Here is a 22,229-nt window from a genome sequence, read left to right as displayed (position 1 = left end):
ATTTGGATGCAAAAGCTTGGGACGAAAAAAAACCCGCTTGCACTGAGCGCGATCTTGATCGCGTTCAGGCCAGCGGGTTTTCCGCAAGCTGATTACTTCGAAGCAGCAGGAGCAGCCGAAGCGGCTGGAGCAGCAGCAGCGTCCGAAGCGGCAGGAGCAGCAGCGGCTGGAGCAGCAGCGTCAGCAGCTGGTGCTGGTGCTGGAGCAGCAGCTGGAGCAGCGGCTTCTGGAGCAGCTACTGGAGCTGGGGTCACGGTGGTGGTTTCTTCTTTTTTGGAGCAAGCAGCCAGAGCAACAGCCAGCAGGGAAACGATCAGCAGGGATTTTTTCATGGGGTTTTCCTTAATTAATTCAAAATTAAACACAATTGTTGCGATTAATAATTACCGGTAATTATCGCTCATTAGGTCGTCTTCGAAGGCTTTCGTACCTAGAATGGTGCCTGCCAGACAACGGAAACTTCCTAACCGAATATTATAGCGATTTTTAGTGCGTCGCAATAGGACAAACAGCCGTTTTCACTACTATTTTGCGATATCGCAACATTTCGGTTTCGACTCTACTTTAGCAGAGTTTGCACGAAATACCAGTGTTCGCATCGAACACCGGCATTTTACCTTGAACTGACTCATAATCCAGTTGAGTTTGCGTACAATCCGGGCGCTGACTCCAACCAAATTGTAATAAAACGTTCGGCACTGGTTTGGGTATCTTCCGGCCCGTCAAAAACCGCTTCGCCACGGAAATGATCGGCATGAAAGCGGCGCACAATATGGCGGTCGTCGGCGATGCAGAATGAGTCCGTCAGCTGGCGCAATTGCTGGCTGGTACGGCGTACCTCCACCAGGTGGCCGTAGTCCTTGATCAGGCGCAGGAAGCGGGGCGCGTCGCGCTCGACGGCGCGGCCCTCGTGCGCCGCCAGTTGCAGGCGGCCGCCGTTTTTCAGGTAGTGCCGCAGCTGGGCGTCGGTGGAACTGGCGCCCAGTTCCCAGATGTGGAAATCCGGGTCGAACATGGTCAGCGTATGCTCGGCGCGGGCGATGCAGCTGGACAGGTGCTGGAGAAATTCCGCCCTGGTGGTGAATGGAAAACTCTGCCGTTCCATGCTGCTTCCCCCGTGGTTAGCCCAACTCGATCCAGCCGTCCTGATACCAAGTGTATAACGCGTCCATGACATCGTCCGAGGCCGCCGCCAGCGCCGCGCCGTCCAGCGCGCGATCGTTGGCCAGCACCTCCAGCGTGATCTTGTCGGCGCGGCTGACGCCGAACGATTCGCCGTTGATGAACACATGTTTGCCGCGGTACAGCATTTGCGTCTTGCGCGACAGCGACAAGCCTTTTTTCGCCGCGCTTTCGCCGAACTTGCCGAACGTCAGCGGCTTGGCCGGGCCGGTGAAGAACACATTGTGCTTAGGCTCGGACATGTACTCGCCCAGGAAGATGGTGATGTCTTCCTCGGTGAAGCTGACCTTGTTGATTTCCTCGGCGATCGTGTTCAGCATGTGGCGCGGGATTTCCGCCGGCTTGGAGGTCGCCTCCAGCTCCGGATCGCCGTAGCGGCCCGGCAGGTCGATCGAATCGGCCATGAACTGCAGGAAGGCTTCGCCCAGCTCCTGATAGGACGGCGAGCGGAAGCCGATCGAGTAGGTCTGGCAATCGCCGATGGCGATGCCGTCGTGCGCGTAGTGCGGCGGCAGGTACAGCATGTCGCCCGGGTTCAGCACGAACTCCTCGTTCGGCTTGAAATTGGCCAGTATCTTCAGCGGCAAGCCTTCAACCAGCGTCAAGTCCTTCTGCGGGCCGATGCTCCAGCGGCGCTGGCCCTGGGCCTGCAGCAGGAACACATCGTAGGAATCGAAGTGCGGACCGACGCCGCCGCCATCGGTGGCGAAGCTGACCATCAGGTCGTCCAGGCGGGCATCGGGAATGAAGCGGAACTGGCGCAGCAGCGCATCGGCCTTGGCGTCGAACAGGTTGACGCCCTGGACCAGCATGGTCCATTCCTTCTGGTCCATAGGCGGCAGGCTTTCCAGCGGGCCGTGCTGCATATTCCACTGGCCGTCGACGTTCGTCACCAGGCGCGATTCCGCGTGGTTGGTCGAGGCCAGCTTGGTCAGCGCCTCCATGCTCAGCAAAGGCTTGAATCCGGGGATGGCGTTGCGGATCAGCAGGGGCTTCTTGTGCCAGTAGTCGCGCAGGAACTGCGCCGGCGTGATATCGCCGAGGAGAGGTAATTTTTTCATGCGCTCATTATAACCATCGCCGCGCCGATTGTCGGGCTGGCGGCGGTCCGGCAGGCGATCCAAGGTATAATTCCGGGGCTTATATACAGAAAGGAATTACAAAATGAAGATTGCCAAGAACACGGTCGTGACTGTGAATTACAAGCTGTCCGATGCCCAGGACAATCTGATCGAAGACGGCCGTCAGCCCATGGTTTACCTGCACGGCGGCTACGAGAACACGCTGCCTAAAATTGAAGAAGAGCTGGATGGCAAGGAAGTCGGCTATTCGTCGATCATCCAGATCGAGCCGGAAGATGCGTTCGGCGACTACGACGCCACGCTGGTCAAGGTCGAGCCGCGCAACCGCCTGCCAGAGCCGCTGGAAGTGGGCATGCAGTTCGAAGGCATGCCGGACGGCGACGATGGCGAAGAAGCGATGATCTTCACCGTCACCGATATCGCTGACGACAAAGTGGTCCTGGACGGCAATCACCCGCTGGCCGGCATGGCGCTGCGCTTCTCGCTGAGCGTTGCCGACGTGCGTGAAGCGTCGGAAGAAGAAATCGCCCACGGCCACGTGCACGGCGCCCACGGCCACCACCACGGTGACGAGGACGACGAAGGCGAAGACGGCGATCACGTCGCCATCCACCCGATTCACTAAGTGAATTAAGGCGTCGCCTCGGCGCTGCCGCCCTTGAGCGTGAACAGGGCGGCGGTGCCGGGGGCGACGCGCACCTCGGCCCATTCGGCGGCCAGGCTCAGATGTCCCACATTGCCGCGCCAGACGATGGCCGGTTCGGTCCCCGCGCCGCTCTGCGTATCGACCAGCAGCACCTTCCCTTTGAATTTTTCCGCCATCGCCCGTATCTGCCGGCGCGGTTCGGCGAAGCCGTCCTGTTTCGACTGAAAACTCGGCAGCAGCGAGAAGCCTTGCTCCGCCTGCACGCCGACATCGCCGTCCGAGAACAGCACCAGTCCCTGCATCTTCTGCCGCTCCGCCAGCGTAAACAGGCGGTGCAGCCAGGCGCGGTTGGCCACCAGGCGGTCTTCGTACTCGCTGTTGCGGCCAGCCTCGGCGCGGAAGTGGTTGTTATTGGCCGGCAGGTTGATGGTGGCGAACAGCACCTTGCCGTACTCCCAGTGCGCGTTCTCGGCGTAGCTGCGGAACTTGGCGCTGGCCGACAAGCGCGTCAGCGGCAGGCGGCGTTCGCCCAGCGATTCGCCGTCGGCGTAGAACAGTTCGCGCAGGCGGTTCAGGCGCTCGATGGCGTTCGAGCGGCCGACGGAATTGACGCACGCGCTCCAGTCGCTGCCGGCCAGCGACACGATCATCGGCGGCGCCGCCTCGTTGAGCAGCGCGCGGCGCTGGGCGTACAGCCTGTCGCTGCAAGGCTCGGTGCTGGCCTTGATGCCGGTGGCGACGATGAAGGCGGGCGCGATCAGCGTGGCGTCGGCGATGGCGCGCTTGAGCACCGATTCATCCGGCCCGCTCTTGAAGGAGTGGCCGATCACGCCGAACTGGAAGCCGCGCACCGCCGGCTGCACGGCCTGCGCCGGGCCGGCCATCAACGCCGTCAACGCCGTCAGCGCTGACAGGCCAACGGCCATGGCAAAACCGTGGGCGCGCTGCCGCATCATGCCTGGGCCGTCTCCGTCAGGCGCTTGAGTTGGTACAGGCGATCCAGCGCTTCGCGCGGCGTCAGCGCGTCCGGATCGAGATCGTCGAGCGCATCGAACAGTTCGCGCATCGCCGGGCTGGTGGCGGCGGGCGCGCTGTGCGCCGGCGCCGCCAGTTCCTCATCGTCGGCATCGGCGGTCGGCGCGGCGAACAGGTCCAGCTGCGGCGTGGCGTCCAGCGCCTGCGCCTCCAGGCGGGCCAGGTGCTTGCGCGCGGCCTTGATCACCGGCTGCGGCACGCCGGCCAGCTGCGCCACCTGCAAGCCGTAGCTCTGCGAGGCCGGGCCGTCCTGCACCGCGTGCAGGAACACGATGCTGTCCTTGTGCTCGACCGCCGACAGGTGGACGTTGGCCGCCGTCGGATGGCTCTCAGGCAGCTGCGTCAGTTCGAAGTAGTGGGTGGCGAACAGCGAGAAGCTGCGGCTGGTGTCGATCAGGTGGCGCGCGATCGCCCACGCCAGCGCCAGGCCGTCGAAGGTCGAGGTGCCGCGGCCCACTTCATCCATCAGCACCAGCGAATGCTCGGTGGCGCCGTTGAGGATCGCGGCCGATTCGGTCATCTCCACCATGAAGGTCGAGCGGCCGCCGGCCAGGTCGTCGGTGGCGCCGATGCGGGTGAAGATGCGGTCGATCGGGCCGATGGTCGCGCTGGTGGCGGGCACGTAGCTGCCCACGTAGGCCAGCAGCGTGATCAGCGCCACCTGGCGCATGAAGGTCGATTTACCGCCCATGTTGGGACCGGTGATCAGCAGCAGGCGACGGTCTTCGACGAAGCGGCAGTCGTTGGCGATGAAGCGTTCGATCTGGTTCTCCACCACCGGATGGCGGCCTTCGGCGATGTTGATGCAGGGCGTGTCCACCAGCTGCGGCGCGCACCAGTTGTGGCGCAGCGCATGGTCGGTCAGCGAAGTCAGCGCGTCCAGCTGGGCCAGCGCCTTCGAGATGGTTTGCAGGCTGCCGATGAACGGCGCCAGGTCGGCCAGCAGCTGGTCGTACAGCATCTTCTCGCGCGCCAGCGCCTTGTCCTGCGCCGACAGCGCCTTGTCCTCGAAGGCCTTCAGTTCCGGCGTGATGTAGCGTTCGGCGTTCTTCAGCGTCTGGCGGCGGCGGTAGTCGTCCGGCACCTTGGTGGTCTGGCCGTGCGTGACTTCGATGTAGAAGCCGTGCACCTTGTTGTACTCCACGCGCAGGTTGGCGATGCCGGTGCGGGCGCGTTCTCGCGTCTCCAGGTCGACCAGGAACTGGCCGGCGTTTTCGGACAGCGCGCGCAGTTCGTCGAGCTCCGCGTCGAAGCCGCGTGCGAACACGCCGCCGTCGCGCACCATCGCTGCCGGCTCCAGCGCCACAGCGCGTTGCAGCAGATCGAGGCAGGCTTCGGGCGTGGCCATGTCGGCGTGGATGGCGGCCAGCAGGCCGTCGGTGTCGGTCAGCGCGCGCTGCATCGCGTGGCGCAGGGCAGGCAGCTGCTGCACGCCGTCGCGCAGGCTGGCGAGGTCGCGCGGGCGCGCCGACAGCAGCGCGATGCGGGTGGTGATGCGTTCGATATCCGGCACCTGCGCCAGCGTATGCGACAGCGTGCCGGTGGCGTCGGCCTGGCCCAGCGCGGCGATGGCTTCGTGGCGCGAGCGGGCGATGGCCTGGTCGCGGCGCGCGTGGTGCAGCCAGTGGCGCAGCAGGCGCGAACCCATCGCGGTGCGGCAGTGGTCCAGCAGCGAGAACAGGGTAGGGGATTCCTGGCCGCGTATGGTCTCGGTCAGTTCCAGGTTGCGGCGGGTGGCGGCATCGAGGCCGATGAATTCGTTTTCGGTTTCGGTGGCCAGCGAGCGCACGTGCTGCAGGCCGCGTCCCTGCGTCGACTGCGCGTAGCGCAGCAGCGCGCCGGCCGCGCCGAACGCGGCGCCCAGGCCGTCGGCGCCGAAGCCGGTCAGCGTCGCCACGCCCAGCTGGTCGAGCAGCGCCTTGTGGCCGCCGACGACGTCGAAGTGCCAGTCCGGTACCCGGTTGACGTGGCAGCTCAGGGTATCTTCGAACAGGTCGGCGTTATCGCCGCGCAGCACCTCGGCCGGCGCGATGCGCTCCAGCTCCTGCTGCATGCGGGCGGTGACGGTGCGGCTGTCGCCGGAGAACTCCATCAGCTTCAGCGCGCCGGAAGCCAGCGACAGCCACGCCAGGCCAGCGGTGGCGACCTTGCGCTGGCTGATGATGCACATCGCCAGCAGCGGACGTTCGGCTTTTTCCGGCAGCAGGTCGGCGTCGGTCAGCGTGCCCGGCGTTACCACGCGCATCACCTTGCGCTCGACCGGACCTTTGCTGGTGGCCGGGTCGCCGATCTGTTCGCAGATCGCGCACGATTCGCCGATCTTGACCAGCTTGGCCAGATAGCCTTCGAGCGAATGGAAAGGCACGCCGCACATCTTGATCGGCTGGCCGCCCGAACTGCCGCGAGCGGTCAGTGTGATGCCCAGCACGCGCGCCGCCTTTTCCGCATCCGAGTGGAACAGCTCATAGAAATCGCCCATGCGGTAGAACACCAGCATGTCCGGGTACTCGGCCTTGATGGCGAGGTACTGGGCCATCATCGGGGTGACTTTTTCGGTGGGGCTGTTCTTGACGGCGGCGGCGTTGATTTCGTTCGGGACGGTGGTCATTGGTTCTTTTTCGGCGATGCGTGAGTCTGGTTTTGCGGCGGCTCAACCAGCCCCCGCGCGTAACCTGTCATTTTACCGCTTTCGGCTGTGCTACTGGTGAAAACACACTGCCGCTGTGGGGGAGTACACTGGATTAATCCAAATGAGCGTCGAAGACTCGTTGAGAACTGCAGTTGAGGAAGCCCGCGCAGGCAGGGACGGCCTTTTGGAGTATGGGTTTAATACATCGGAAGGTGAGGTAGCGGTTTTGGCAGATGTCGTTTTGGAAAATGATACGATCATCTGCAGAAACCTTTGCATCTATGCGGCGTCCGACCCTCCCGGCATAAAAAAATCGACAATTGCGAGAGAGTTGCTGTCTGAGTTACGAGCGTTGCTGAAGGCTGGCAATGTCCTTGGATATGAGGCAATGACGGTGCAAGGAAAGCGCACTGCCGGTAGTAGTTCTGCCAATGTAGGAAAGATTGTAGATATCAGACGTCGGAGGAAGAAATGAGTAAATCTGAAATCGGTGTCGAACTCGTAAAAGCGAAGTGGCAACAGGCCAACGATGCTGAACGAGAACAGATCCTGTTGGAGCTAAAGCGGCGAGGGCTGTCTATTACCGACGCAATACTGGCGCTGCGAAACTCAGGATTTTTCTCACTAGGCGAGGCGAAAGAATACATCGCCACCAGCCCGGCGTGGCATGTTGAAGTCGGAAACGGCAAAGTTCTGCATGAGATAGCGTGGCAAGTGCTTGATGATTTCGTAGCCTCCCAACGTGATAAATCACGGCAACCATAGTGCCAACAGGGGGGGGCGTTCAGACAAAGTCATCCATCGCGTAATGGGAGCCGTCGTTCACCCAAGAAAACAGCGATTTGCAGATCGATCGCTCCTTGCCCTTGAATCGCGCTTCAATTCCGCCCACAGCAACTCGTAGGAGGTCTTTATGGGGTTGTTGGGGCTTGGACTCGACACAGGATCCATTGGGCGTCTTGCGAAGCATCCAGAAGGTCTCCTCGTTCATCGCTTGTCCGCGCCGGTCAGGGTTGATTGTGGGTCAGCACGAACACTTGCTTGATCTGGCCACCGGCGCGGACCTCGTCAAAATCGCTTTGATCAGGCTGCTGGCGATGAACAAAATGTCGCTATCAAGGCTCGACACGTGATCGTCGAGGACCACCACGCGGTTCGCGGCGATCGCCTTTTGAGGAACGAGCGGCGCTTGGAGGCATGATGCAGACTTGCTGCTGAATCTACCTGGATCTCTACCCGGCCTGACTGCACCGAACGCCGGCAAACGAAAGTCCGCCCAATCCGCCGCCTTCGCTTTCAGCCACCTTGCAAAACATACAAACCAGAGCTGTGTATTAAAGACAACAGTAATGTTTTGCATTTGTGTCCGAAACGCTCATGTTTCATGTTCATTACAAAAAAATTGTCACGGAACTGTTGTGACAAATAATTAATTAAGCAATACTTTAATTGAAACTTTTGCATGTCTTGTTCGCAACACATGAATGTTTCGCGGAGTATATTTTTTCGTGGAAACGAATGTATTCCAAGTGAAATTGCCGCATGGCGTAGGGAAATACAGGGAAAAGCAGACTTTCGGACCAACAATAAAATTAAGGGTATAGCAGGCATGAAACTTTCAGTGAATCCGTCATCGACTCCCCGCCTCAAAAAGGCCAGGGCAACGCTGCGTCCTACCGCTGGACGCATGTTATTCGCTTTCATGGCACTGGGCTGGACCGTCTCCGGCTCCGCCGCCGTCATCGCCGCCGAGGCGCAGGTCCAGAGCCAGCCTACCGGCGACTTCTGGCAAGACGTCGGCCCCGCCGGCGGCCGCACCGCGCAGGCCGCCAGCACCACGGGGCCGCGCCGCTTCCACGCCGCCAGCCTGAACCGCAACGGCCTGAAGAAGCTGGCGCAATCGGCGCCGCTGGAACGCACCGAGGCCGCCGCCGTCAGCCCGTTGATCATTTCCCTGCCGCACCCGGACGGCGGCTACCAGCGCTTCGCCATCGTCGATTCGCCGATCATGGAAGCCGGCCTCGCCGCCAAGCACCCTGAAATCAAGACCTACGCCGGCAAGGGCATCGACGATCCGAACGCCAGCCTGCGCATGGACATCACGCCGCTGGGCCTGCACGCTTCGGTGCGCACGCCGAAGGGCGCCTGGTATGTCGATCCGCAAACCGCGCTGGACGACAGCGTCTACAACAGCTACCACAGCCGCGACCTGGCCAACAGCCACGGCGCCTTGCGCGAAGCACCGCTGACCGAGGCGCAGATCGCCGTGTCGCAGGGCTTCTACCACGCCGACGACAAGGTCGAAGTGCGCGGCGCCGGCTTCACGCCGGGCGCTTCGGTGACGGTCTCGGTGCGCAACGAAGGCGACACCGGCAGCCGCCAGAGTCTGGTTGTCACCGCCAACGCGGAAGGCGTGATCAACGCCACGCTGGTGGCCGATCCATCGCGCAACCTCGGCGCCTACGAAGTCAGCGCCACCGACGGCACGTCGACCAGCACCGTGTCGTACCACGTGGTGGACGACCAGGCCGCCGCCGCTGCCGCCACCGGCAACCAGCTGCGCACCTATCGCCTGGCGCTGGTGACGGACCCATCCTATGCCACCTATTTCGGCGGCCCTGCCAACGTCACGGCGGCCAAGGTCACGCTGATCAACCGCGTGACCCAGGTCTATGAAGACGAGACCGCGATCCGCCTGATGCTGATCAACGCCACCGACGCGCTGAACCTGGACACCCCGGCGCTCATGACCGGCGCCAACGGGCCGTGCGGCGCCAGCGCCTGCTTCACCGCTTCGCAGTCGGCCAGCTGCGGCAGCGGCACCTTGAGCCGCAACCGCATCGTCGCGGGCCTGCTGGCCGGCGCCGGCAACTTCGATGTCGGCCACATCGCGCTGGGCCTCAACGGCGGCGGCATCGCCAGCCTGGGCGTGGTCGGCAGCAGCAGCAAGGCGCAGGGTTGCACCGGCATTCCCACCCCGGTCGGCGACTTCTACGCGGTCGATTATGTGGCGCACGAGCTGGGCCACCAGTTCGCCGGCAACCACACCTTCAATGGCGTGATCGGCAGTTGCTCGGGCGGCAACCGCAACGACACCACCTCGGTCGAGCCGGGCAGCGGCTCGTCGATCATGGCCTACGCCGGCATTTGCGGCACCGACAACCTGCAAACCCACAGCGACGCCTATTGGTCGCAGCGCAGCTTCGATGAAATCGTCACCTACACCTCGGGTAGCGAAAGCATCGTCAACGAAGTGCAGATGCTGGCCCTGACCAATTTCTCCGGCACCCAGCAGTTCAAGCTGCGCTACAACGGCAACGATTCGGCCGCCATCATCCGTGGCACCAACTTCACCACCGCCGGCGTCAAGGCGGCGATCCAGGGCATCAGCGGCTGGCCTGCCGGCGCCACCGTCACCGTCAGCTCGCTGAGCGACGCTGCCGCCACGATCACCTTCGGCGGCACGCTGGCCGGCACCAACGTCCCGATGCTGCAGCTGGTTAATTGCAGCGGCGGTTGCAGCGGCTATGTCGGCGAGATCACCGTCGGCGGCGCCACCACCCGTCGCGGTTCGCAGTCGGCCACCGGCAATACCGCGCCGGTTGTCAGCGTGCCGGCCGGCTACACCATTCCGGTGCGCACGCCGTTCGCGCTGACCGGCAGCGCCACCGACGGCGAAGGCGACACCCTGACCTATCTGTGGGAACAGAACGACGTCGGCAGCGCCAACGGCACCGGCCTGATCGCGAACGGCAAGACCAACGGTCCGCTGTTCCGCCAGTTCGGCGTGCAGGCCGTGGTCAGCAACGCCGACACCATCAAGTATGGTTCGCCGGGCGAGAACCACGTCAGCACCGATCCGACCCGCGTGTTCCCGGACCTGGCGCAGATCCTGGTCAACAACACCAATGCCGAAACCGGTGCCTGCCCGACCGCCGCCGCCACCCCGACCGCTGCGGATATCGCGTGCTTCTCGGAGTACCTGCCGACCGCCGCCTATGTCGGCAGCGGCGCCAACGCCAATCCGGCCGCGCTGAACTTCCGCCTGACGGTGCGTGACGGCCGTGGCGGCGTGGGCAACGCCAGCACCAAGCTGGTGCTGGCGCCCAACGCCGGTCCCTTCCTGGTGACGTCGCCGAACAGCGCCGTATCGGTGGATGCGGGTTCGACCCAGACCGTGACCTGGAGCGTGGCCAACACCAACGTGGCGCCGGTCAACGCCGCCGACGTGAAGATCACGCTGTCCACCGACGGCGGCAAAACCTATCCGTACACGCTGGCGGAAAGCACCGCCAACAATGGCAGCAAGTCGGTCACGCTGCCGCTGGTGGCCAGCACCACGGCGCGCGTCAAGGTGGCAGCGGTCGGCAATGTGTTCTTCGATGTGTCGAACGCTGACTTCACGATCCGCCTGGTGGGCGACGTCAATGCCGACGGCGCCCTCAATTGCGACGACTATGCCATCGTCAAGGCGTCGCTGGGCAAGCGCACCGGCCAGGCCGGCTTCGATGTCCGCGCCGATCTGAACAAGGATGGCCTGGTGGATGCGCGCGACCTGGCGGTCGTGTCGCAACGCATCGCCGGCGGTTGCCGTCTGTAAGCGTACCTGCTGTCGGCGCCGCCTGATCGCGGCGCCGATGTCGAATCTAAGCCCGATGGGCAAAGGAAAATGAATATGTTGAGTTTGAATAAATGGAAATACCAGGCCGGCGCCGCGCTGCTGGCCGCCGCTTTCGCCGCACCGTCGGCCTACGCCGCCGATCCGTCGCTGAGCATCGTCGCCACGCCGTCGACCGGCGTGGTCGGCTCGACCATCGACCTGGACATCCGCATCGCCGACGTCACGGATTTGTACAGCTACAATTTCTCGCTGCTGTTTAACCCGGCCTACCTGCAAGTGACCGGCGCGAGCGAGGGCGGCTTCCTGGGCACGGGCGGCGGCGCCACCGACTTCGGCGTGGTCGACCTGAACGGCACGCCGGGGCTGGTGTCCTATGTGTACGGCGCGAAGTTCGGCGCCGTGCCCGGCGAGAGCGGCGGCGGCAGCCTGGCGCACCTGAGCTTCAAGGTGATCGGCGCCGGCACCAGCACCCTGAACTTCTCCGACGTCGGCTTCTTTAACTTCGCCGGCAACGACATCGCGCCGCAGTACGGCGCGCTGACGCTGGTGACGACCGCCGTGCCGGAACCGGAAACCTATCTGATGATGGGTGTCGGCCTGATCGGCCTGGCGGCACTGCGCCGCCGTCGCGCCGGCTAAAGCCGCGCAGCGCTGCCGCCACCCTGCGGCGGCAGCGCTTCATACTTCTTCAGCAGTACCGGCAGGCGCTTGCGGCCCTTGCTGCCCATCCAGTTCCACATCGCTTCCACGGCCGCGCCGTGCGAGCCGTAGTAATCCTTGTTGACCATCAACCACAGCGAGTGCGAACTCCACAGCTGTTCCAGCCGCACCAGATCCTTGCCGTGTTCGCGCGCCAGCACCTCGTCCATATCGCCGGGCACGTTCAGCGACATGGCGACGGCGTCGACGCGGTGGCGTTTGAGCTTGTCGAAATTGCGGCGCGCGTCGGCGGCGCCGTCGTCCACGGCCAGGCCGGCCGCGCGCAGCTCGCCGGCAAACGAGACGCCGTGCGAGACGCCCACCCGCCGCTTATGCAGGAAGCCGGGCAGGTCGCGCTCGGCCGCCGCCCGGTCGGCCGCGCGCACGATGATCACCGTGTAGTGCTGCAGGCCGCGCGCCGGATCGGGCTTGCCGTCGGCGTCGCGCGGATAGACCACGGACGGCAGGCCGGCCGGCGGCGAGGCCAGCGCGGTGGCGTCGATCTGGCCGGCGTTCACCGCCAGCAGCAGGCGCGCGGTCGGCAGGCGCACCAGTTCGGTCTTGCAGCCTGCCGCCGCCGCCATTTCGTTCAGCAGGTCGACGGTGGCGCCGGGCGCCGCCGGGATCGTATCCGTGCCGATGAAATAGGGCGGGGCGTTTTGCGAGGTGTAGCCGATGCGCAGCACGCAGGCGTCCGCTCCGGCGCTCAGCAGAACCAGCAGTGAGGTCAGGAAAGGGTGTCTAAGGTTCATAAATTATGAATGATTACTTGCCTTTTGGCTGATTGATAGCCATGAATTTAAATCATATAGTGATTGCACCACCCACCCATTCAGGAGCCTAACATGAACACCAGCACCACGATTCTTCGCCGCACCGTGCTTGCCGCAGCACTGGTTTTGAGCACCGGCCTGGCCGTCGCGGCCGCCGCCCCGATCGACGTCAAGGTCGCCGGTTTCGCCGACAAATACGCGCAAGTCAACGGCGTCAAGCTGCACTACAAGATCGGCGGCCAGGGCAGCCCGGTCGTGCTGCTGCACGGCTACGGCCAGACCGGCCATATGTGGACGCCCGCCATGGCCGAACTGGTCAAGCGCCACACCGTCATCGTGCCCGACCTGCGCGGCGCCGGCGGCTCGGAAAAAGCGGAGAGCGGCTACGACAAGAAGACCATGGCCACCGACATCCATGAACTGGTCAAAGGCATCACCAGAGAGCCCGCCGCCGTGGTCGGCCACGACATCGGCCTGATGGTGGCCTACGGCTACGCAGTCCAGTTCCCGGCCGACACCAGCAAGCTGGTACTGATGGACGCCTTCATTCCCGGCGTCGGCGACTGGCGCAACGCCTTCCCGGCCAAGGCCGTGTGGCACTTCCACTTCTACGGCGACACCCCGCTGGCGCTGGTGAAGGGCCGCGAACGCATCTACTTCGAACACTTCTGGAACGACTTCTCGGCCGATAAAACCAAATCGGTCAAGGAAGCGGACCGCAAGCTGTACACCGCGGCCTATGCCCAGCCGGGCGGCATGCGCGCCGGCTTCGCCTACTTCAGCGACTTCGAACGCGACGCCGCCGACTTCGGCCCGCTGTCGCAGACCAAGCTGACCATGCCGGTGCTGACGCTGGCCGGCCAGTACTCGGCCGGCGAATTCCTCGGCAAGCAGGTCGGCACCGTGGCCACCAATGTGAAGAGCGTCATCGTCCAGGGCTCGGGCCACTGGCTGATCGACGAAGCGCCGGAACAAGTGGTGCCGGCCATCGTGGGCTTCATCGACCAGTAGGCGGTCTGCCGCGCCGGCCGCGGGGCCGGCGCGCGATGCCGGCAATAAAAAATATTTAAAAATATTTTGAAAAGCCTGTCGATTTGGTTTGTGCCGCTTCGTCGTGGAGGTAGAGTGAGCGTTCTCACTCGTTTCAACCCACGTTAAAGGAGAGCACCATGACTGCGAAAGTAGATCCCATCCCGAAAGACATGCACAGCGTCACCCCGCACCTGGTGGTTGACGGCGCGGCGGCCGCCATCGAGTTCTACAAAAAAGCCTTCAGCGCCGTCGAGACCGCGCGCATGGGCGGGCCTGACGGCAAGATCATGCACGCCGCCGTGCGCATCGGCGATTCCCAGGTCATGCTGGTGGACGAGTTCCCCGACTTCGGCAACCTCGGCCCGCTCAAGCTCAAGGGCAGCCCGGTGACGCTGCACATCTACGTGCCCGATGCCGACGCCACCTACGCCCAGGCGATAGACGCCGGCGCCACCGCCAGGATGCCGCCGGCCGACATGTTCTGGGGCGACCGCTACGGCCAGGTCACGGATCCGTTCGGCCACGTCTGGTCGATCGCCACCCACGTCAAGGACATGACGCCGGAAGAAATGGCCGAGGCCATGAAACAGCAGATGCCTAACTGCGGCTAAGGGGAGAACGACATGCGCTTCATGATTATCGTCAAGGCCACCGAGGATTCCGAGGCCGGCAAGATGCCCAGCATCGAGTTGATGACGGCGATGGGCAAGTTCAACGAGGAACTGGTCAACGCCGGCGTGCTGCTGGCGGGCGAGGGCGTGCATCCCAGCTCCAAGGGCGCGCGCATCCGCTACGACGGCGCCACGCGCACCGTCACCGACGGTCCGTTCGCCGAAACCAAGGAACTGATCGCCGGCTTCTGGCTGCTGCAGGTGAAGTCCAAGGAAGAGGCCATCGAATGGATGAAGCGCTGCCCGAATCCGTTCGACGTGCCGTCGGAAATCGAAATCCGCCAGGTGTTCGAGATGGAGGATTTCGGCGAGGTCGCCACGCCGGAGCTGGTCGCGCAGGAAGAGGCCTTGCGCGCCCGCCTGTGATGCTGCTACCTTAGCGGAAAAAAGGAGCATGCGATGGAATTCATGATACTGCGCCGCGCCAACCAGAGCACCGAACGCGGCCAACAGCCGCCGGCGCTGGAGCCGGGAACTTTTCTCAAGCCCAGCACGGAGGCGGTGCGCCTGTTGCGCCGCGGCGGCGAGTGGAGCCAGCTGCACGGGCCGTTCGCGCCCAGGGAGCTGGTGGCCGGCTTCACGCTGATCGAGGCGGCGTCGAAAGAGGATGCGATCGAGCAGGTGCGCTGGTGGCCCTTGTTCGACAGCGGCGCAGTGTATGAAATCCGCGACGCCGGCTGTCCCGGCAACTGCCACGGCTTCGACGAGCGCGGCACGGTGGCGGGCAACATCCCGCGCCGTGACGAGGCGTTGACGCGCTACGTCATCTTCATCCGTTCCGACGCCGGCGCCGAGGCCGACCTGGCGCCGCCGCCGGAAGTGATCGACCGCATGAACGCCTACAACGAGGCCGGCGTGCGGCAGGGCGTGCTGCTGGCGGGCGAGGGCCTCAAGGCCAGCGCCTCGGCCACGCGCGTCCATTTCGCCAATTCGAAAACCTCGGTGGTCGACGGTCCGTTCACCGAAGTGAAGGAACTGATCGCCGGCTACTGGATGGTGCAGGCGGCGTCGCTGGACGAGGCCATCGCCTGGGCCAAGACCTACCCCTATCCGGGCGACGGCGACCTGACGCTGGAGATCCGCGAAGCCTGCGAGCGCATCGCCCACCAGGAGTTCACGCCGGAAATGCGCGCCGCCGAAGAGCGCCTGCGCGCCGAGCTGCTGGAGACGGAGCTGCGCGAAGCGTTCAAGAAAAAAGCCCGTGGCGGATAAGCAGCACAAGGTCGACAAGATCGTCGAGGCGGTGTGGCGGATGGAGTCCGCCAAGATCATCGCCGTGCTGGCGCGCATGTTGCGCGACGTCGGCCAGGCCGAGGAGCTGGCGCAGGATGCGCTGGTGCTGGCGCTGGAGCGCTGGCCCGAAAGCGGCGTGCCGGACCAGCCGGCCGCGTGGCTGACCACGGTCGCCAGGAACCGCGCGCTGGACGTGCTGCGCCGCCGCCAGATGCATCAGGAAAAGGAAGCGGAGCTCACCTACGAAATCGAAGGCGTGCTGCAGGACGCCGCGCCCAATCTCGACGCCGCCGTCGCCGACGCGCTGGAAAACGATATCGGCGACGACCTGCTGCGGCTGGTGTTCGTGGCCTGCCATCCGGTGCTGCCCACCGATGGCCGGGTGGCCTTGACCTTGCGCCTGCTGGGCGGCCTGAGCACCGAGGAAATCGCCCGCGCCTTCCTGGTGCCGGAAGCGACGGTGGCGCAGCGCATCGTGCGCGCCAAGCGCACGCTGGCCGAGGCCAGGGTGCCGTTCGAAGCGCCGCGCGCGCACGAGCTGGTCGAGCGGCTGGCGTCGGTGCTGCAGGTGATCTACCTGATCTACAACGAAGGCTATTCCGCCAGCGCCGGCGCCGACTGGATGCGGCCGGCGCTGTGCGAGGAGGCGCTGCGGCTGGGCCGCATCCTGGCCGCGCTGGCGCCGGACGAGGCGGAGGTGCACGGCCTGGTGGCGCTGATGGAGATCCAGTCCTCGCGCGCCCGCGCCCGCGTCGGCCCGGGCGGCGAGCCCATCCTGCTGCTGGAGCAGGACCGCTCGCGCTGGGACCAGATGCTGATACGGCGCGGCCTGGCCGCATTGGCGCGCGCCGAGCAAACCGGGCGCGGCCTCGGTTCCTATGGCGTGCAGGCGGCCATCGCGGCCTGCCATGCGCGCGCGCTGCGCGCGGCCGACACCGACTGGCAGCGCATCGCCGCGCTGTACGACGCCTTGTCGCAGCTGGCGCCTTCGCCGGTGGTGGAGTTGAACCGCGCGGTGGCGCTGTCCATGGCCTTCGGGCCGGCGGCGGGCCTGGAAGTGGTGGATGGCTTGATGGAGGTGGCGGCGCTGAAGCACTACCATCTGCTGCCCAGCGTGCGTGGCGATTTGCTGGCCAAGCTGGGACGGCACGGCGAGGCCCGCCTCGAATTCGAACGCGCGGCGCAGTTGACGCAGAACGAGCGCGAACGCAGCCTGCTGCTGGCGCGCGCCGCCGCCCAATAAGCAAGCCGGCCGTGGCGCCGGCAGCTATTAATACCAAAACAATACCACTTATAAAATAAATGCGATTCCAGTGCTTTTTAGACAAATAATGGCTTAGTATTCACCTTGTTGGTGCAGAAAATTAAGAATACGCCAATGTTTCCAGTGTGTTTTTGGTACTGGATTGGTACTTGTTTATGGGCAAAAAGGGATCGCATGGTGACGTTAACCAACATCAAGCAGGTGCTGAGCGAGAGCAGCAGCTTGCCGCTGTATCACCAGTTGCAGCGCGCCTTGCGCGAGGCCATCGCCCAGCGCGTGCTGCTGCCGGACGACGCCCTGCCGCCGGAACGCAAGCTGGCCACCGACTTGAACGTGTCGCGGCTGACGGTGCGCAAGGCGCTGGACGGGCTGGTGGCGGAGGGCTTGCTGGTGCGGCGTCCCGGTTCCGGCAACTTCATCAACCACACCCGCATCGAGCAGAATTTTTCCAAGCTCAGCTCATTTTCAGAGGACATGCGCGCGCGCGGCCGGCGGCCCAACAGCACCTGGCTGCACCGCGCCGTCGGCATCGCCACCAGCGAGGAGGCGGCGCGGCTGCGGCTGAGCCCGGGCGAGCAGGTCTACCGTTTCAACCGCATCCGCTATGCCGACGACACGCCGATGTGCCTGGAGTACGCGACCGTGCCCGGCTGCTATCTGCCTTCGCTGGAGGCGGTGGATAAATCGATGTACGAGGCCTTGCACCGCTACGGCCACCGGCCGGTGCGCGCCTTGCAGCGGCTGTCGGCGCTGCTGTTGGATGCCGAGCAGGCGCGGCTGCTGGAGGCGAAGGCGGCCGATGCCGGGCTGGCCGTCGAACGCCTGGGTTTCCTGTCCGACGGCCGGGTGGTGGAGTTTTGCCGCTCGTACTTCCGCGGCGACGCCTACGATTTCGTGGCGGAGCTCAGCTCGGTCTGAAGCTGAAGCCAGCCCAGCGCGTCTTCCCACAGCGGCTGGGCGCTGGCCCGGAAGTAGCCCATGTGGCCGATGGCGCCGATGCCGGCGCGGGCCGGATCGATGTCGGCGGTGGTGACGCTGGCGTTGCGGTAGCCGGCCATGAAGGCGTCGCGCGAGGCCGGCGGCGCCCACAGATCGTCCAGCGCGTTGACCGCCATCACCGGCATGCGCACCCGGTCGTAGCTGCTGCGGATGTCGCCCATCCTGGGATCGTCGAAGAAGTAGCGCGGGAAGCCGCACCAGCGTTTCCACTGGCGGTAGATGGACAGCGGCAAATCCTCGCCCATGCCCAGCTTGCTCCAGGCCAGGTAGCCGTGCCAGCGCGTCAGCAGCGGGCCGGCGATGTGCCAGGTGATCCAGACCTTGACGCGTTCCAGCGGCGGCATCCAGCCGTGCCAGCCGGCGCTGGTGCCGAACAGATAGCAGGCGGCGATCTTGTGCTGGTTGGGCAGCAGGCCGAGCGCGTGGCCGCCGTAGGAATGGCCGATCATCAGCAAGGGCAGCGCCGTGTCGGCCATGTAGTCGACGGCGGCGGCCAGGTCGAGCCGGCCCCAGTCCAGGAAGTCCACGTCGAAGCCCTTCAGCGTGGCCGGGCTGGACAGTCCGATGCCGCGATAGTCCAGCGTCAGCACGCGGTAGCCGCGCGCGGCGGCGAATTCGGCGAAGCGGCGGTAGTAGCCCTGCGGCACGCCGGTGGCGCTGGCGACGATCAGCTGCGCCTTGGCCGCGCCGGCGGCCGGGTAGAGCGTGGCGACGACCGGGTAGCCGTCGGCCGCTGTCAGGGTGAGCTGCTTAGTCATGGGTATTTCCTTGGAGTTGGGTGCGCAGCAGCGGGAACAGGGTGGCGCTGACCAGCTCCATCGGCGCCACGCTGCCGGCCACGCGGGCTTGCAGCAGCGCGCCTTCGTAGGCGGCCACGATCAGCGCGGCCAGGCCGGCGGCGTTGGCGATTTTCCCCGACGCCTGCAAGGCCAGCGCCAGGCGTTCGCGGATGGCGGCGAAGCCGTCGGCCAGCGCCTTGCGGATGGCGACGTCGTCCACTTCCGACTCCAGCGCCACCGTGGCCAGCGGGCAGCCGCGCTGGAAGCCGCTGGCGGCCAGCAGTTGCTGGGCGCGGGCGGTCCACTGCTCAAGCGCGGCCACCGGGTCGGACGCGGCGGGCAGCAGCTTGTCGAGCAGGGCGCACAGTTCGGCCACCTGCTGTTCGATGGCGGCCACGGCCAGTTCGGTCTTACCGCCGGGGAAGTGGTGGTAGAGGCCGCCCTTGGGCGTGTCGGCGGCGGCCAGGATCTCGCTCAGGCCGACGCCGTGCAAGCCCTTGCGTTGCAGCGCGTCGCCCATGGCGCGGATCAGGCGGTCTCGGGTAGGTGGGGTGGTCATGGGTTTACTGTACAGACCGGTCGGTCTGTTGGCAAGCGAAAAAAAACGAAGTCGTTCCCGCGCAGGCGGGAACCCATAGGCCGCGTGCGTGCCGGCTCAGCATGGATTCCCGCGTGCGCGGGAATGACGTGCTTAGGCCAGCGTGGCTTCGAGGATCTTGACCAGCATCTCGATGCCGTCGGCGTCGGTCTGGTCGAAGCGGTTCGGCAGCGGGCTGTCGAGGTCGAACACGCCGACGATCTCGCCGCCGGCGCCGCGCACCGGCACCACCAGCTCCGAGCGCGAGTTGACGTCGCAGGCGATGTGGCCGGGGAATGCATGCACATCCGGCACGACGATGGACTTGCCTTCGACCACGGTGGCGCCGCAGACGCCGCGCCCCTTCTTGATGCGGATGCAGGCCGGCTTGCCCTGGAACGGCCCCAGTACCAGCTCGTCGCCCTTGAGGAAGTAGAAGCCGGCCCAGTTCAAGCCCGGCATGCTGTTGAATACCAGCGAGCTGAAGTTGGCGGTGTTGGCGATCAGGTCGCGCTCGCCGTGCACCAGGCCGGTCAGTTGCGAGCGCAGGTCGTCGAACATGGCGAGCTTGGCTGCGGGAGTGTCGGTGCCGTAGGCGGTGTCGCTGAGGGTGAAAGTCATGGTGTTCTTCTAAGAAAAATATGCCGAGGACGATATGGTAGCCGTTTCCGCGCCGGTACGCTGCCGATCAGCCCAGCGTCTCGGCCGCCAGGCGCCGCAGCACGGCGGCGGCGGGGTGGCCGTCGGCGACGATCAGGCCCAGGCCGGCCGCCAGTTCGTCGCCTTCCTTCAGCTTGCGGTAGGACACGCCGCCGCGGCTGATCGCCGCGAACGAGGCCGGCAGCAGCGCCATGCCCTTGCCGGCCGCCACGTCGCTCAAGAGCACATGATGGTCGTGCGGCTCCAGCAGGAAGCGCGGCGCGAAGCCGTGGCGGCGGAACACCGCGTGGCTGTGGTCGAAGAAGGCCGGCTGGCGCGCGCGTTCGAACCAGTACACCGGCTGGTCTTGCAGGTCGGCCAGCGACAGGCTGCGGCGCTTGGCCAGCGGATGGCGGCTGGCCAGCGCGACCAGCGTCGGCTGCTTGCCCAGCTGGAGCACGGGCAGGTCGAAGGTCTTGGTCGGCAGCGCGATGATGGCCGCGTCCAGCCGCCGCGCGCGCAGGCGGGCCACCAGGCGCGGCGAGGCGTCGAAGACGGTGTCCAGCGCGGCGCCGTCGATGGCGGCCGTGACGCCGTCGGTGAAGGCGCGGAACAGGTCGGACTCCATCGACGACGTCATGCCCAGCCGCAGCCGCGTGGCCGGCTGGCGCGTTTGCAGCGCCTGCTCGGCCTGCTCCAGCAGCGCCAGGATGCGCAGCGCGCGCGGCAGCAGTTCGGCGGCGGCCGGCGTCAGCGCGACGTGCTGGGTGTCGCGCTCGAACAGGCGCGTGCCCAGCCGTTCCTCCAGCTGCCGCACGGCGCGGCTCAGCGGCGGCTGCGTCATGTGCAGCTGTTCGGCGGCCTGGCGGAAGTTCAGGCATTGGGCGACGGCGACGAAGATCTCCAAGGCGTGGGTATCGAGTTTTCTCATGATACCGAAAAGGTATCACGATTTTGCCCATTCCGCGCGCCGCCCATGCTGGCTAGACTCGCCTGCATCGACAAACAAGGAGGTCAGCATGAAAAAATTATCGGGTATCGGTTTGGGCTGCATGGGCATGTCGGAGTTCTACGGTTCCACCGACGACGCCCAATCGCTGGCGACGCTGGAGGCGGCCTACGAGGCCGGCGTCACGCTGTACGACACGGCCGATTCCTACGGCGCCGGCCACAATGAAGCGTTGCTGGGCCGCTTCCTGCGCGGCAAGCGCGAGCATGTCACGCTGGCCACCAAGTTCGGCCTGGTGCGCAAGGCCGGCAGCTACGAGCGCCGCGTCGACAATTCGCCGGCCTACATCCGCGAAGCGTGCGAGGCCTCGCTGCGCCGGCTGAACGTCGAGCATATCGATTTATACTATATGCACCGTTTGAACCTGGCGCAGACGCCGCTGGAGGCCTCGATGGAGGCGCTGGCGCAACTGGTCCGCGAGGGCAAGATCGGCGGCATCGGCCTGAGCGAAGTGTCGCCCGCCACCTTGCGCCGCGCCGCCGCCGTGCATCCGGTGGCGGCCGTGCAAAGCGAGTACTCGCTGTGGACGCGCGACCCGGAGGAAGGAGTGCTACAAGCCTGCCGCGAAGTGGGCGCCGTGTTCTGCGCCTACAGCCCGCTGGGCCGCGGCTTCCTGACCGGGAAGGTGATGCCGTTGGAAGAAGGCGATTTCCGCAGGTTCAGCCCGCGCTTCGCCGGGGACAACCTGGCCGCCAACGAGCGCATCGTCGACATCGTGCGCGAGATCGCCGCCGGCAAGGGGTGCACGCCGGCCCAGCTGGCGCTGGCCTGGCTGCTGGCGCAGGGCGACGATATCGTGCCCATCCCGGGCACCAAGCGCATCCCTTATCTGCTGGAGAACCTGGGCGCGCTGCGCGTGCAACTGAGCGGCGAAGAACTGGCGCGCATCGCCACCGCGCTGCCGCCGGGCATGGCGGCCGGCGACCGCTACCCGGCCGAGGGCATGAAGGGAATCAACTCCTAGCGACTCCTAGCCGTTTTCCGTGACACTCCTACGATAGTTGTAGGCAGCCTCCGATGGCGTGCGCGCGCCGCCCGCGATACTCTGGAGTCGGTGCGCTGCGGTTCGCCCGTCCAGCGATTTGTTGATCATAAAAAACGGATTACCTATGTCAACCAGAAAAAAGAACGCCGTCCTACCGCGTCAGGGAAAGCAGGGAGTACTGTCCAGGGAAGAAAAACCCGTGTCATACGGGCCGCCCAGGGTGTCGCCGTATATCGACGCCATGCTGATGGTCGGCGACGAGCACGTTATCATCAACCAGAAGGTGAACGACAACATAGGATTCATGACGGAATATATCGATACTGTGTGAGCTGGGTGCGTTGGATGACAGATAGGCTTGCCGGCAGGCGCTA

The 22,229-nt window shown here is 65.0% G+C and carries 25 protein-coding genes; 13 read left to right on the top strand and 12 right to left on the bottom strand.

What is annotated here, in order from left to right:
* Nucleotides 1-92: 92 nt before the first annotated feature.
* The 3 genes from DUGA2_RS34515 to DUGA2_RS16290 all read right to left on the bottom strand — a co-directional run bounded on the left by DUGA2_RS34515 (nt 93) and on the right by DUGA2_RS16290 (nt 2,243).
* Complete coding sequence (locus tag DUGA2_RS34515; protein ID WP_071658921.1) at nt 93-332, bottom strand: hypothetical protein; 240 nt, start codon at nt 330-332, stop codon at nt 93-95.
* 296 nt (nt 333-628) lie between these two features.
* On the bottom strand, nt 629-1,105 hold the full coding sequence (locus DUGA2_RS16295) for a hypothetical protein (protein WP_070270345.1): 477 nt from the start codon (nt 1,103-1,105) through the stop codon (nt 629-631).
* Between the two features lie 16 nt (nt 1,106-1,121).
* Complete coding sequence (locus DUGA2_RS16290; protein WP_070270522.1) at nt 1,122-2,243, bottom strand: cupin domain-containing protein; 1,122 nt, start codon at nt 2,241-2,243, stop codon at nt 1,122-1,124.
* Between the two features lie 103 nt (nt 2,244-2,346).
* On the opposite strand from DUGA2_RS16290, the gene DUGA2_RS16285 reads away from it, so the two are divergent.
* Entirely contained in the window at nt 2,347-2,889 is a 543-nt protein-coding gene (locus DUGA2_RS16285; RefSeq protein WP_008451059.1) for a peptidylprolyl isomerase, read from the top strand.
* Nucleotides 2,890-2,894: 5 nt separating this feature from the next.
* Here DUGA2_RS16285 and DUGA2_RS16280 read toward each other — a convergent pair whose 3' ends face one another.
* On the bottom strand, nt 2,895-3,866 hold the full coding sequence (locus DUGA2_RS16280) for a hypothetical protein (protein WP_070270347.1): 972 nt from the start codon (nt 3,864-3,866) through the stop codon (nt 2,895-2,897).
* Nucleotides 3,863-6,553, bottom strand: a complete 2,691-nt coding sequence (mutS, locus tag DUGA2_RS16275) for a DNA mismatch repair protein MutS (RefSeq protein ID WP_070270349.1) — start codon at nt 6,551-6,553, stop codon at nt 3,863-3,865. Before mutS ends, DUGA2_RS16280 begins: the two co-directional genes overlap by 4 nt.
* Nucleotides 6,554-6,695: 142 nt before the next feature.
* Between mutS and DUGA2_RS33580 the strand changes: the two genes are divergently transcribed.
* Together DUGA2_RS33580 and DUGA2_RS33575 are read left to right on the top strand one after the other, a co-directional pair.
* The gene (locus tag DUGA2_RS33580; protein WP_141753291.1) at nt 6,696-7,049 is read left to right on the top strand and encodes a hypothetical protein; all 354 of its coding nucleotides are present in this window, start codon (nt 6,696-6,698) and stop codon (nt 7,047-7,049) included.
* Entirely contained in the window at nt 7,046-7,339 is a 294-nt protein-coding gene (locus DUGA2_RS33575; protein WP_141753292.1) for a hypothetical protein, read from the top strand. Before DUGA2_RS33580 ends, DUGA2_RS33575 begins: the two co-directional genes overlap by 4 nt.
* A 19-nt stretch (nt 7,340-7,358) precedes the next feature.
* On the opposite strand, the gene DUGA2_RS34245 is transcribed toward DUGA2_RS33575, so the two are convergent.
* A complete protein-coding gene (locus DUGA2_RS34245) occupies nt 7,359-7,565 on the bottom strand; it encodes a hypothetical protein (RefSeq protein WP_071658922.1) in 207 nt (68 codons plus the stop codon).
* 33 nt (nt 7,566-7,598) lie between these two features.
* A complete protein-coding gene (locus DUGA2_RS34240; protein WP_071658923.1) occupies nt 7,599-7,934 on the bottom strand; it encodes an AAA family ATPase in 336 nt (111 codons plus the stop codon).
* Nucleotides 7,935-8,261: 327 nt separating this feature from the next.
* On the opposite strand from DUGA2_RS34240, the gene DUGA2_RS16265 reads away from it, so the two are divergent.
* Both DUGA2_RS16265 and DUGA2_RS16260 read left to right on the top strand, forming a co-directional pair.
* Entirely contained in the window at nt 8,262-11,174 is a 2,913-nt protein-coding gene (locus tag DUGA2_RS16265; protein ID WP_229214702.1) for a M12 family metallo-peptidase, read from the top strand.
* A 75-nt stretch (nt 11,175-11,249) separates the two neighbouring features.
* Nucleotides 11,250-11,834, top strand: coding sequence for a cohesin domain-containing protein (locus DUGA2_RS16260; protein WP_070270524.1), 585 nt, complete (start codon nt 11,250-11,252; stop codon nt 11,832-11,834).
* On the opposite strand, the gene DUGA2_RS16255 is transcribed toward DUGA2_RS16260, so the two are convergent.
* Entirely contained in the window at nt 11,831-12,646 is an 816-nt protein-coding gene (locus DUGA2_RS16255; protein WP_070270354.1) for an ABC transporter substrate-binding protein, read from the bottom strand. The genes DUGA2_RS16260 and DUGA2_RS16255 overlap by 4 nt on opposite strands.
* Before the next feature lie 93 nt (nt 12,647-12,739).
* Here DUGA2_RS16255 and DUGA2_RS16250 point away from each other — a divergent pair, with 93 nt between their 5' ends.
* The 6 genes from DUGA2_RS16250 to DUGA2_RS16225 all read left to right on the top strand — a co-directional run bounded on the left by DUGA2_RS16250 (nt 12,740) and on the right by DUGA2_RS16225 (nt 17,785).
* Entirely contained in the window at nt 12,740-13,678 is a 939-nt protein-coding gene (locus DUGA2_RS16250; RefSeq protein ID WP_141753293.1) for an alpha/beta fold hydrolase, read from the top strand.
* A gap of 158 nt (nt 13,679-13,836) precedes the next feature.
* The gene (locus DUGA2_RS16245; protein WP_070270356.1) at nt 13,837-14,310 is read left to right on the top strand and encodes a VOC family protein; all 474 of its coding nucleotides are present in this window, start codon (nt 13,837-13,839) and stop codon (nt 14,308-14,310) included.
* A 12-nt stretch (nt 14,311-14,322) separates the two neighbouring features.
* Nucleotides 14,323-14,736 (top strand): YciI family protein, encoded by a 414-nt coding sequence (locus DUGA2_RS16240; protein ID WP_008451034.1) that lies wholly within the window; start codon nt 14,323-14,325, stop codon nt 14,734-14,736.
* Between the two features lie 33 nt (nt 14,737-14,769).
* Nucleotides 14,770-15,582 carry a YciI family protein gene (locus DUGA2_RS16235; RefSeq protein ID WP_070270358.1) on the top strand — a complete coding sequence of 271 codons (813 nt, stop codon included), beginning with the start codon at nt 14,770-14,772 and terminating at the stop codon, nt 15,580-15,582.
* Nucleotides 15,583-15,622: 40 nt separating this feature from the next.
* The gene (locus DUGA2_RS16230) at nt 15,623-16,846 is read left to right on the top strand and encodes an RNA polymerase sigma factor (RefSeq protein WP_210402568.1); all 1,224 of its coding nucleotides are present in this window, start codon (nt 15,623-15,625) and stop codon (nt 16,844-16,846) included.
* A 195-nt stretch (nt 16,847-17,041) separates the two neighbouring features.
* Nucleotides 17,042-17,785 carry a GntR family transcriptional regulator gene (locus DUGA2_RS16225; protein ID WP_070270361.1) on the top strand — a complete coding sequence of 248 codons (744 nt, stop codon included), beginning with the start codon at nt 17,042-17,044 and terminating at the stop codon, nt 17,783-17,785.
* Here DUGA2_RS16225 and DUGA2_RS16220 read toward each other — a convergent pair.
* From DUGA2_RS16220 to DUGA2_RS16205, 4 genes are all read right to left on the bottom strand, one after another.
* On the bottom strand, nt 17,752-18,624 hold the full coding sequence (locus DUGA2_RS16220) for an alpha/beta fold hydrolase (protein WP_070270362.1): 873 nt from the start codon (nt 18,622-18,624) through the stop codon (nt 17,752-17,754). The two genes, DUGA2_RS16225 and DUGA2_RS16220, sit on opposite strands and share 34 nt — an antisense overlap.
* Complete coding sequence (locus tag DUGA2_RS16215) at nt 18,617-19,204, bottom strand: TetR/AcrR family transcriptional regulator (RefSeq protein ID WP_070270364.1); 588 nt, start codon at nt 19,202-19,204, stop codon at nt 18,617-18,619. Before DUGA2_RS16215 ends, DUGA2_RS16220 begins: the two co-directional genes overlap by 8 nt.
* Nucleotides 19,205-19,336: 132 nt before the next feature.
* Nucleotides 19,337-19,843, bottom strand: a complete 507-nt coding sequence (locus tag DUGA2_RS16210; RefSeq protein ID WP_070270366.1) for a GAF domain-containing protein — start codon at nt 19,841-19,843, stop codon at nt 19,337-19,339.
* Nucleotides 19,844-19,910: 67 nt separating this feature from the next.
* A complete protein-coding gene (locus tag DUGA2_RS16205; RefSeq protein ID WP_070270367.1) occupies nt 19,911-20,792 on the bottom strand; it encodes a LysR substrate-binding domain-containing protein in 882 nt (293 codons plus the stop codon).
* Between the two features lie 88 nt (nt 20,793-20,880).
* Here DUGA2_RS16205 and DUGA2_RS16200 point away from each other — a divergent pair, with 88 nt between their 5' ends.
* Both DUGA2_RS16200 and DUGA2_RS33565 read left to right on the top strand, forming a co-directional pair.
* Nucleotides 20,881-21,834, top strand: a complete 954-nt coding sequence (locus DUGA2_RS16200; protein ID WP_070270369.1) for an aldo/keto reductase — start codon at nt 20,881-20,883, stop codon at nt 21,832-21,834.
* Between the two features lie 145 nt (nt 21,835-21,979).
* The gene (locus DUGA2_RS33565) at nt 21,980-22,186 is read left to right on the top strand and encodes a hypothetical protein (protein WP_141753294.1); all 207 of its coding nucleotides are present in this window, start codon (nt 21,980-21,982) and stop codon (nt 22,184-22,186) included.
* Nucleotides 22,187-22,229 lie beyond the last annotated feature (43 nt).

Origin of the sequence: Duganella sp. HH101 (genome assembly GCF_001758795.1) — a bacterium.
In the GTDB taxonomy this organism is placed as follows: Bacteria; Pseudomonadota; Gammaproteobacteria; order Burkholderiales; family Burkholderiaceae_D; genus Rugamonas; species Rugamonas rivuli.
The sequence above is the reverse complement of the archived record's forward strand: the minus strand, read 5'-3'. Positions and strand labels throughout refer to the sequence as shown.

Bases quoted from the DNA above. Each gene is read 5' to 3' on its own strand.
- DUGA2_RS34515 (WP_071658921.1), bottom strand. From the start codon at position 332: ATGAAAAAATCCCTGCTGATCGTTTCCCTGCTGGCTGTTGCTCTGGCT.
- DUGA2_RS16295 (WP_070270345.1), bottom strand. From the start codon at position 1,105: ATGGAACGGCAGAGTTTTCCATTCACCACCAGGGCGGAATTTCTCCAG.
- DUGA2_RS16290 (WP_070270522.1), bottom strand. From the start codon at position 2,243: ATGAAAAAATTACCTCTCCTCGGCGATATCACGCCGGCGCAGTTCCTG.
- DUGA2_RS16285 (WP_008451059.1), top strand. From the start codon at position 2,347: ATGAAGATTGCCAAGAACACGGTCGTGACTGTGAATTACAAGCTGTCC.
- DUGA2_RS16280 (WP_070270347.1), bottom strand. From the start codon at position 3,866: ATGATGCGGCAGCGCGCCCACGGTTTTGCCATGGCCGTTGGCCTGTCA.
- mutS (WP_070270349.1), bottom strand. From the start codon at position 6,553: ATGACCACCGTCCCGAACGAAATCAACGCCGCCGCCGTCAAGAACAGC.
- DUGA2_RS33580 (WP_141753291.1), top strand. From the start codon at position 6,696: ATGAGCGTCGAAGACTCGTTGAGAACTGCAGTTGAGGAAGCCCGCGCA.
- DUGA2_RS33575 (WP_141753292.1), top strand. From the start codon at position 7,046: ATGAGTAAATCTGAAATCGGTGTCGAACTCGTAAAAGCGAAGTGGCAA.
- DUGA2_RS34245 (WP_071658922.1), bottom strand. From the start codon at position 7,565: ATGAACGAGGAGACCTTCTGGATGCTTCGCAAGACGCCCAATGGATCC.
- DUGA2_RS34240 (WP_071658923.1), bottom strand. From the start codon at position 7,934: ATGCAAAACATTACTGTTGTCTTTAATACACAGCTCTGGTTTGTATGT.
- DUGA2_RS16265 (WP_229214702.1), top strand. From the start codon at position 8,262: ATGTTATTCGCTTTCATGGCACTGGGCTGGACCGTCTCCGGCTCCGCC.
- DUGA2_RS16260 (WP_070270524.1), top strand. From the start codon at position 11,250: ATGTTGAGTTTGAATAAATGGAAATACCAGGCCGGCGCCGCGCTGCTG.
- DUGA2_RS16255 (WP_070270354.1), bottom strand. From the start codon at position 12,646: ATGAACCTTAGACACCCTTTCCTGACCTCACTGCTGGTTCTGCTGAGC.
- DUGA2_RS16250 (WP_141753293.1), top strand. From the start codon at position 12,740: ATGAACACCAGCACCACGATTCTTCGCCGCACCGTGCTTGCCGCAGCA.
- DUGA2_RS16245 (WP_070270356.1), top strand. From the start codon at position 13,837: ATGACTGCGAAAGTAGATCCCATCCCGAAAGACATGCACAGCGTCACC.
- DUGA2_RS16240 (WP_008451034.1), top strand. From the start codon at position 14,323: ATGCGCTTCATGATTATCGTCAAGGCCACCGAGGATTCCGAGGCCGGC.
- DUGA2_RS16235 (WP_070270358.1), top strand. From the start codon at position 14,770: ATGGAATTCATGATACTGCGCCGCGCCAACCAGAGCACCGAACGCGGC.
- DUGA2_RS16230 (WP_210402568.1), top strand. From the start codon at position 15,623: ATGGAGTCCGCCAAGATCATCGCCGTGCTGGCGCGCATGTTGCGCGAC.
- DUGA2_RS16225 (WP_070270361.1), top strand. From the start codon at position 17,042: ATGGTGACGTTAACCAACATCAAGCAGGTGCTGAGCGAGAGCAGCAGC.
- DUGA2_RS16220 (WP_070270362.1), bottom strand. From the start codon at position 18,624: ATGACTAAGCAGCTCACCCTGACAGCGGCCGACGGCTACCCGGTCGTC.
- DUGA2_RS16215 (WP_070270364.1), bottom strand. From the start codon at position 19,204: ATGACCACCCCACCTACCCGAGACCGCCTGATCCGCGCCATGGGCGAC.
- DUGA2_RS16210 (WP_070270366.1), bottom strand. From the start codon at position 19,843: ATGACTTTCACCCTCAGCGACACCGCCTACGGCACCGACACTCCCGCA.
- DUGA2_RS16205 (WP_070270367.1), bottom strand. From the start codon at position 20,792: ATGAGAAAACTCGATACCCACGCCTTGGAGATCTTCGTCGCCGTCGCC.
- DUGA2_RS16200 (WP_070270369.1), top strand. From the start codon at position 20,881: ATGAAAAAATTATCGGGTATCGGTTTGGGCTGCATGGGCATGTCGGAG.
- DUGA2_RS33565 (WP_141753294.1), top strand. From the start codon at position 21,980: ATGTCAACCAGAAAAAAGAACGCCGTCCTACCGCGTCAGGGAAAGCAG.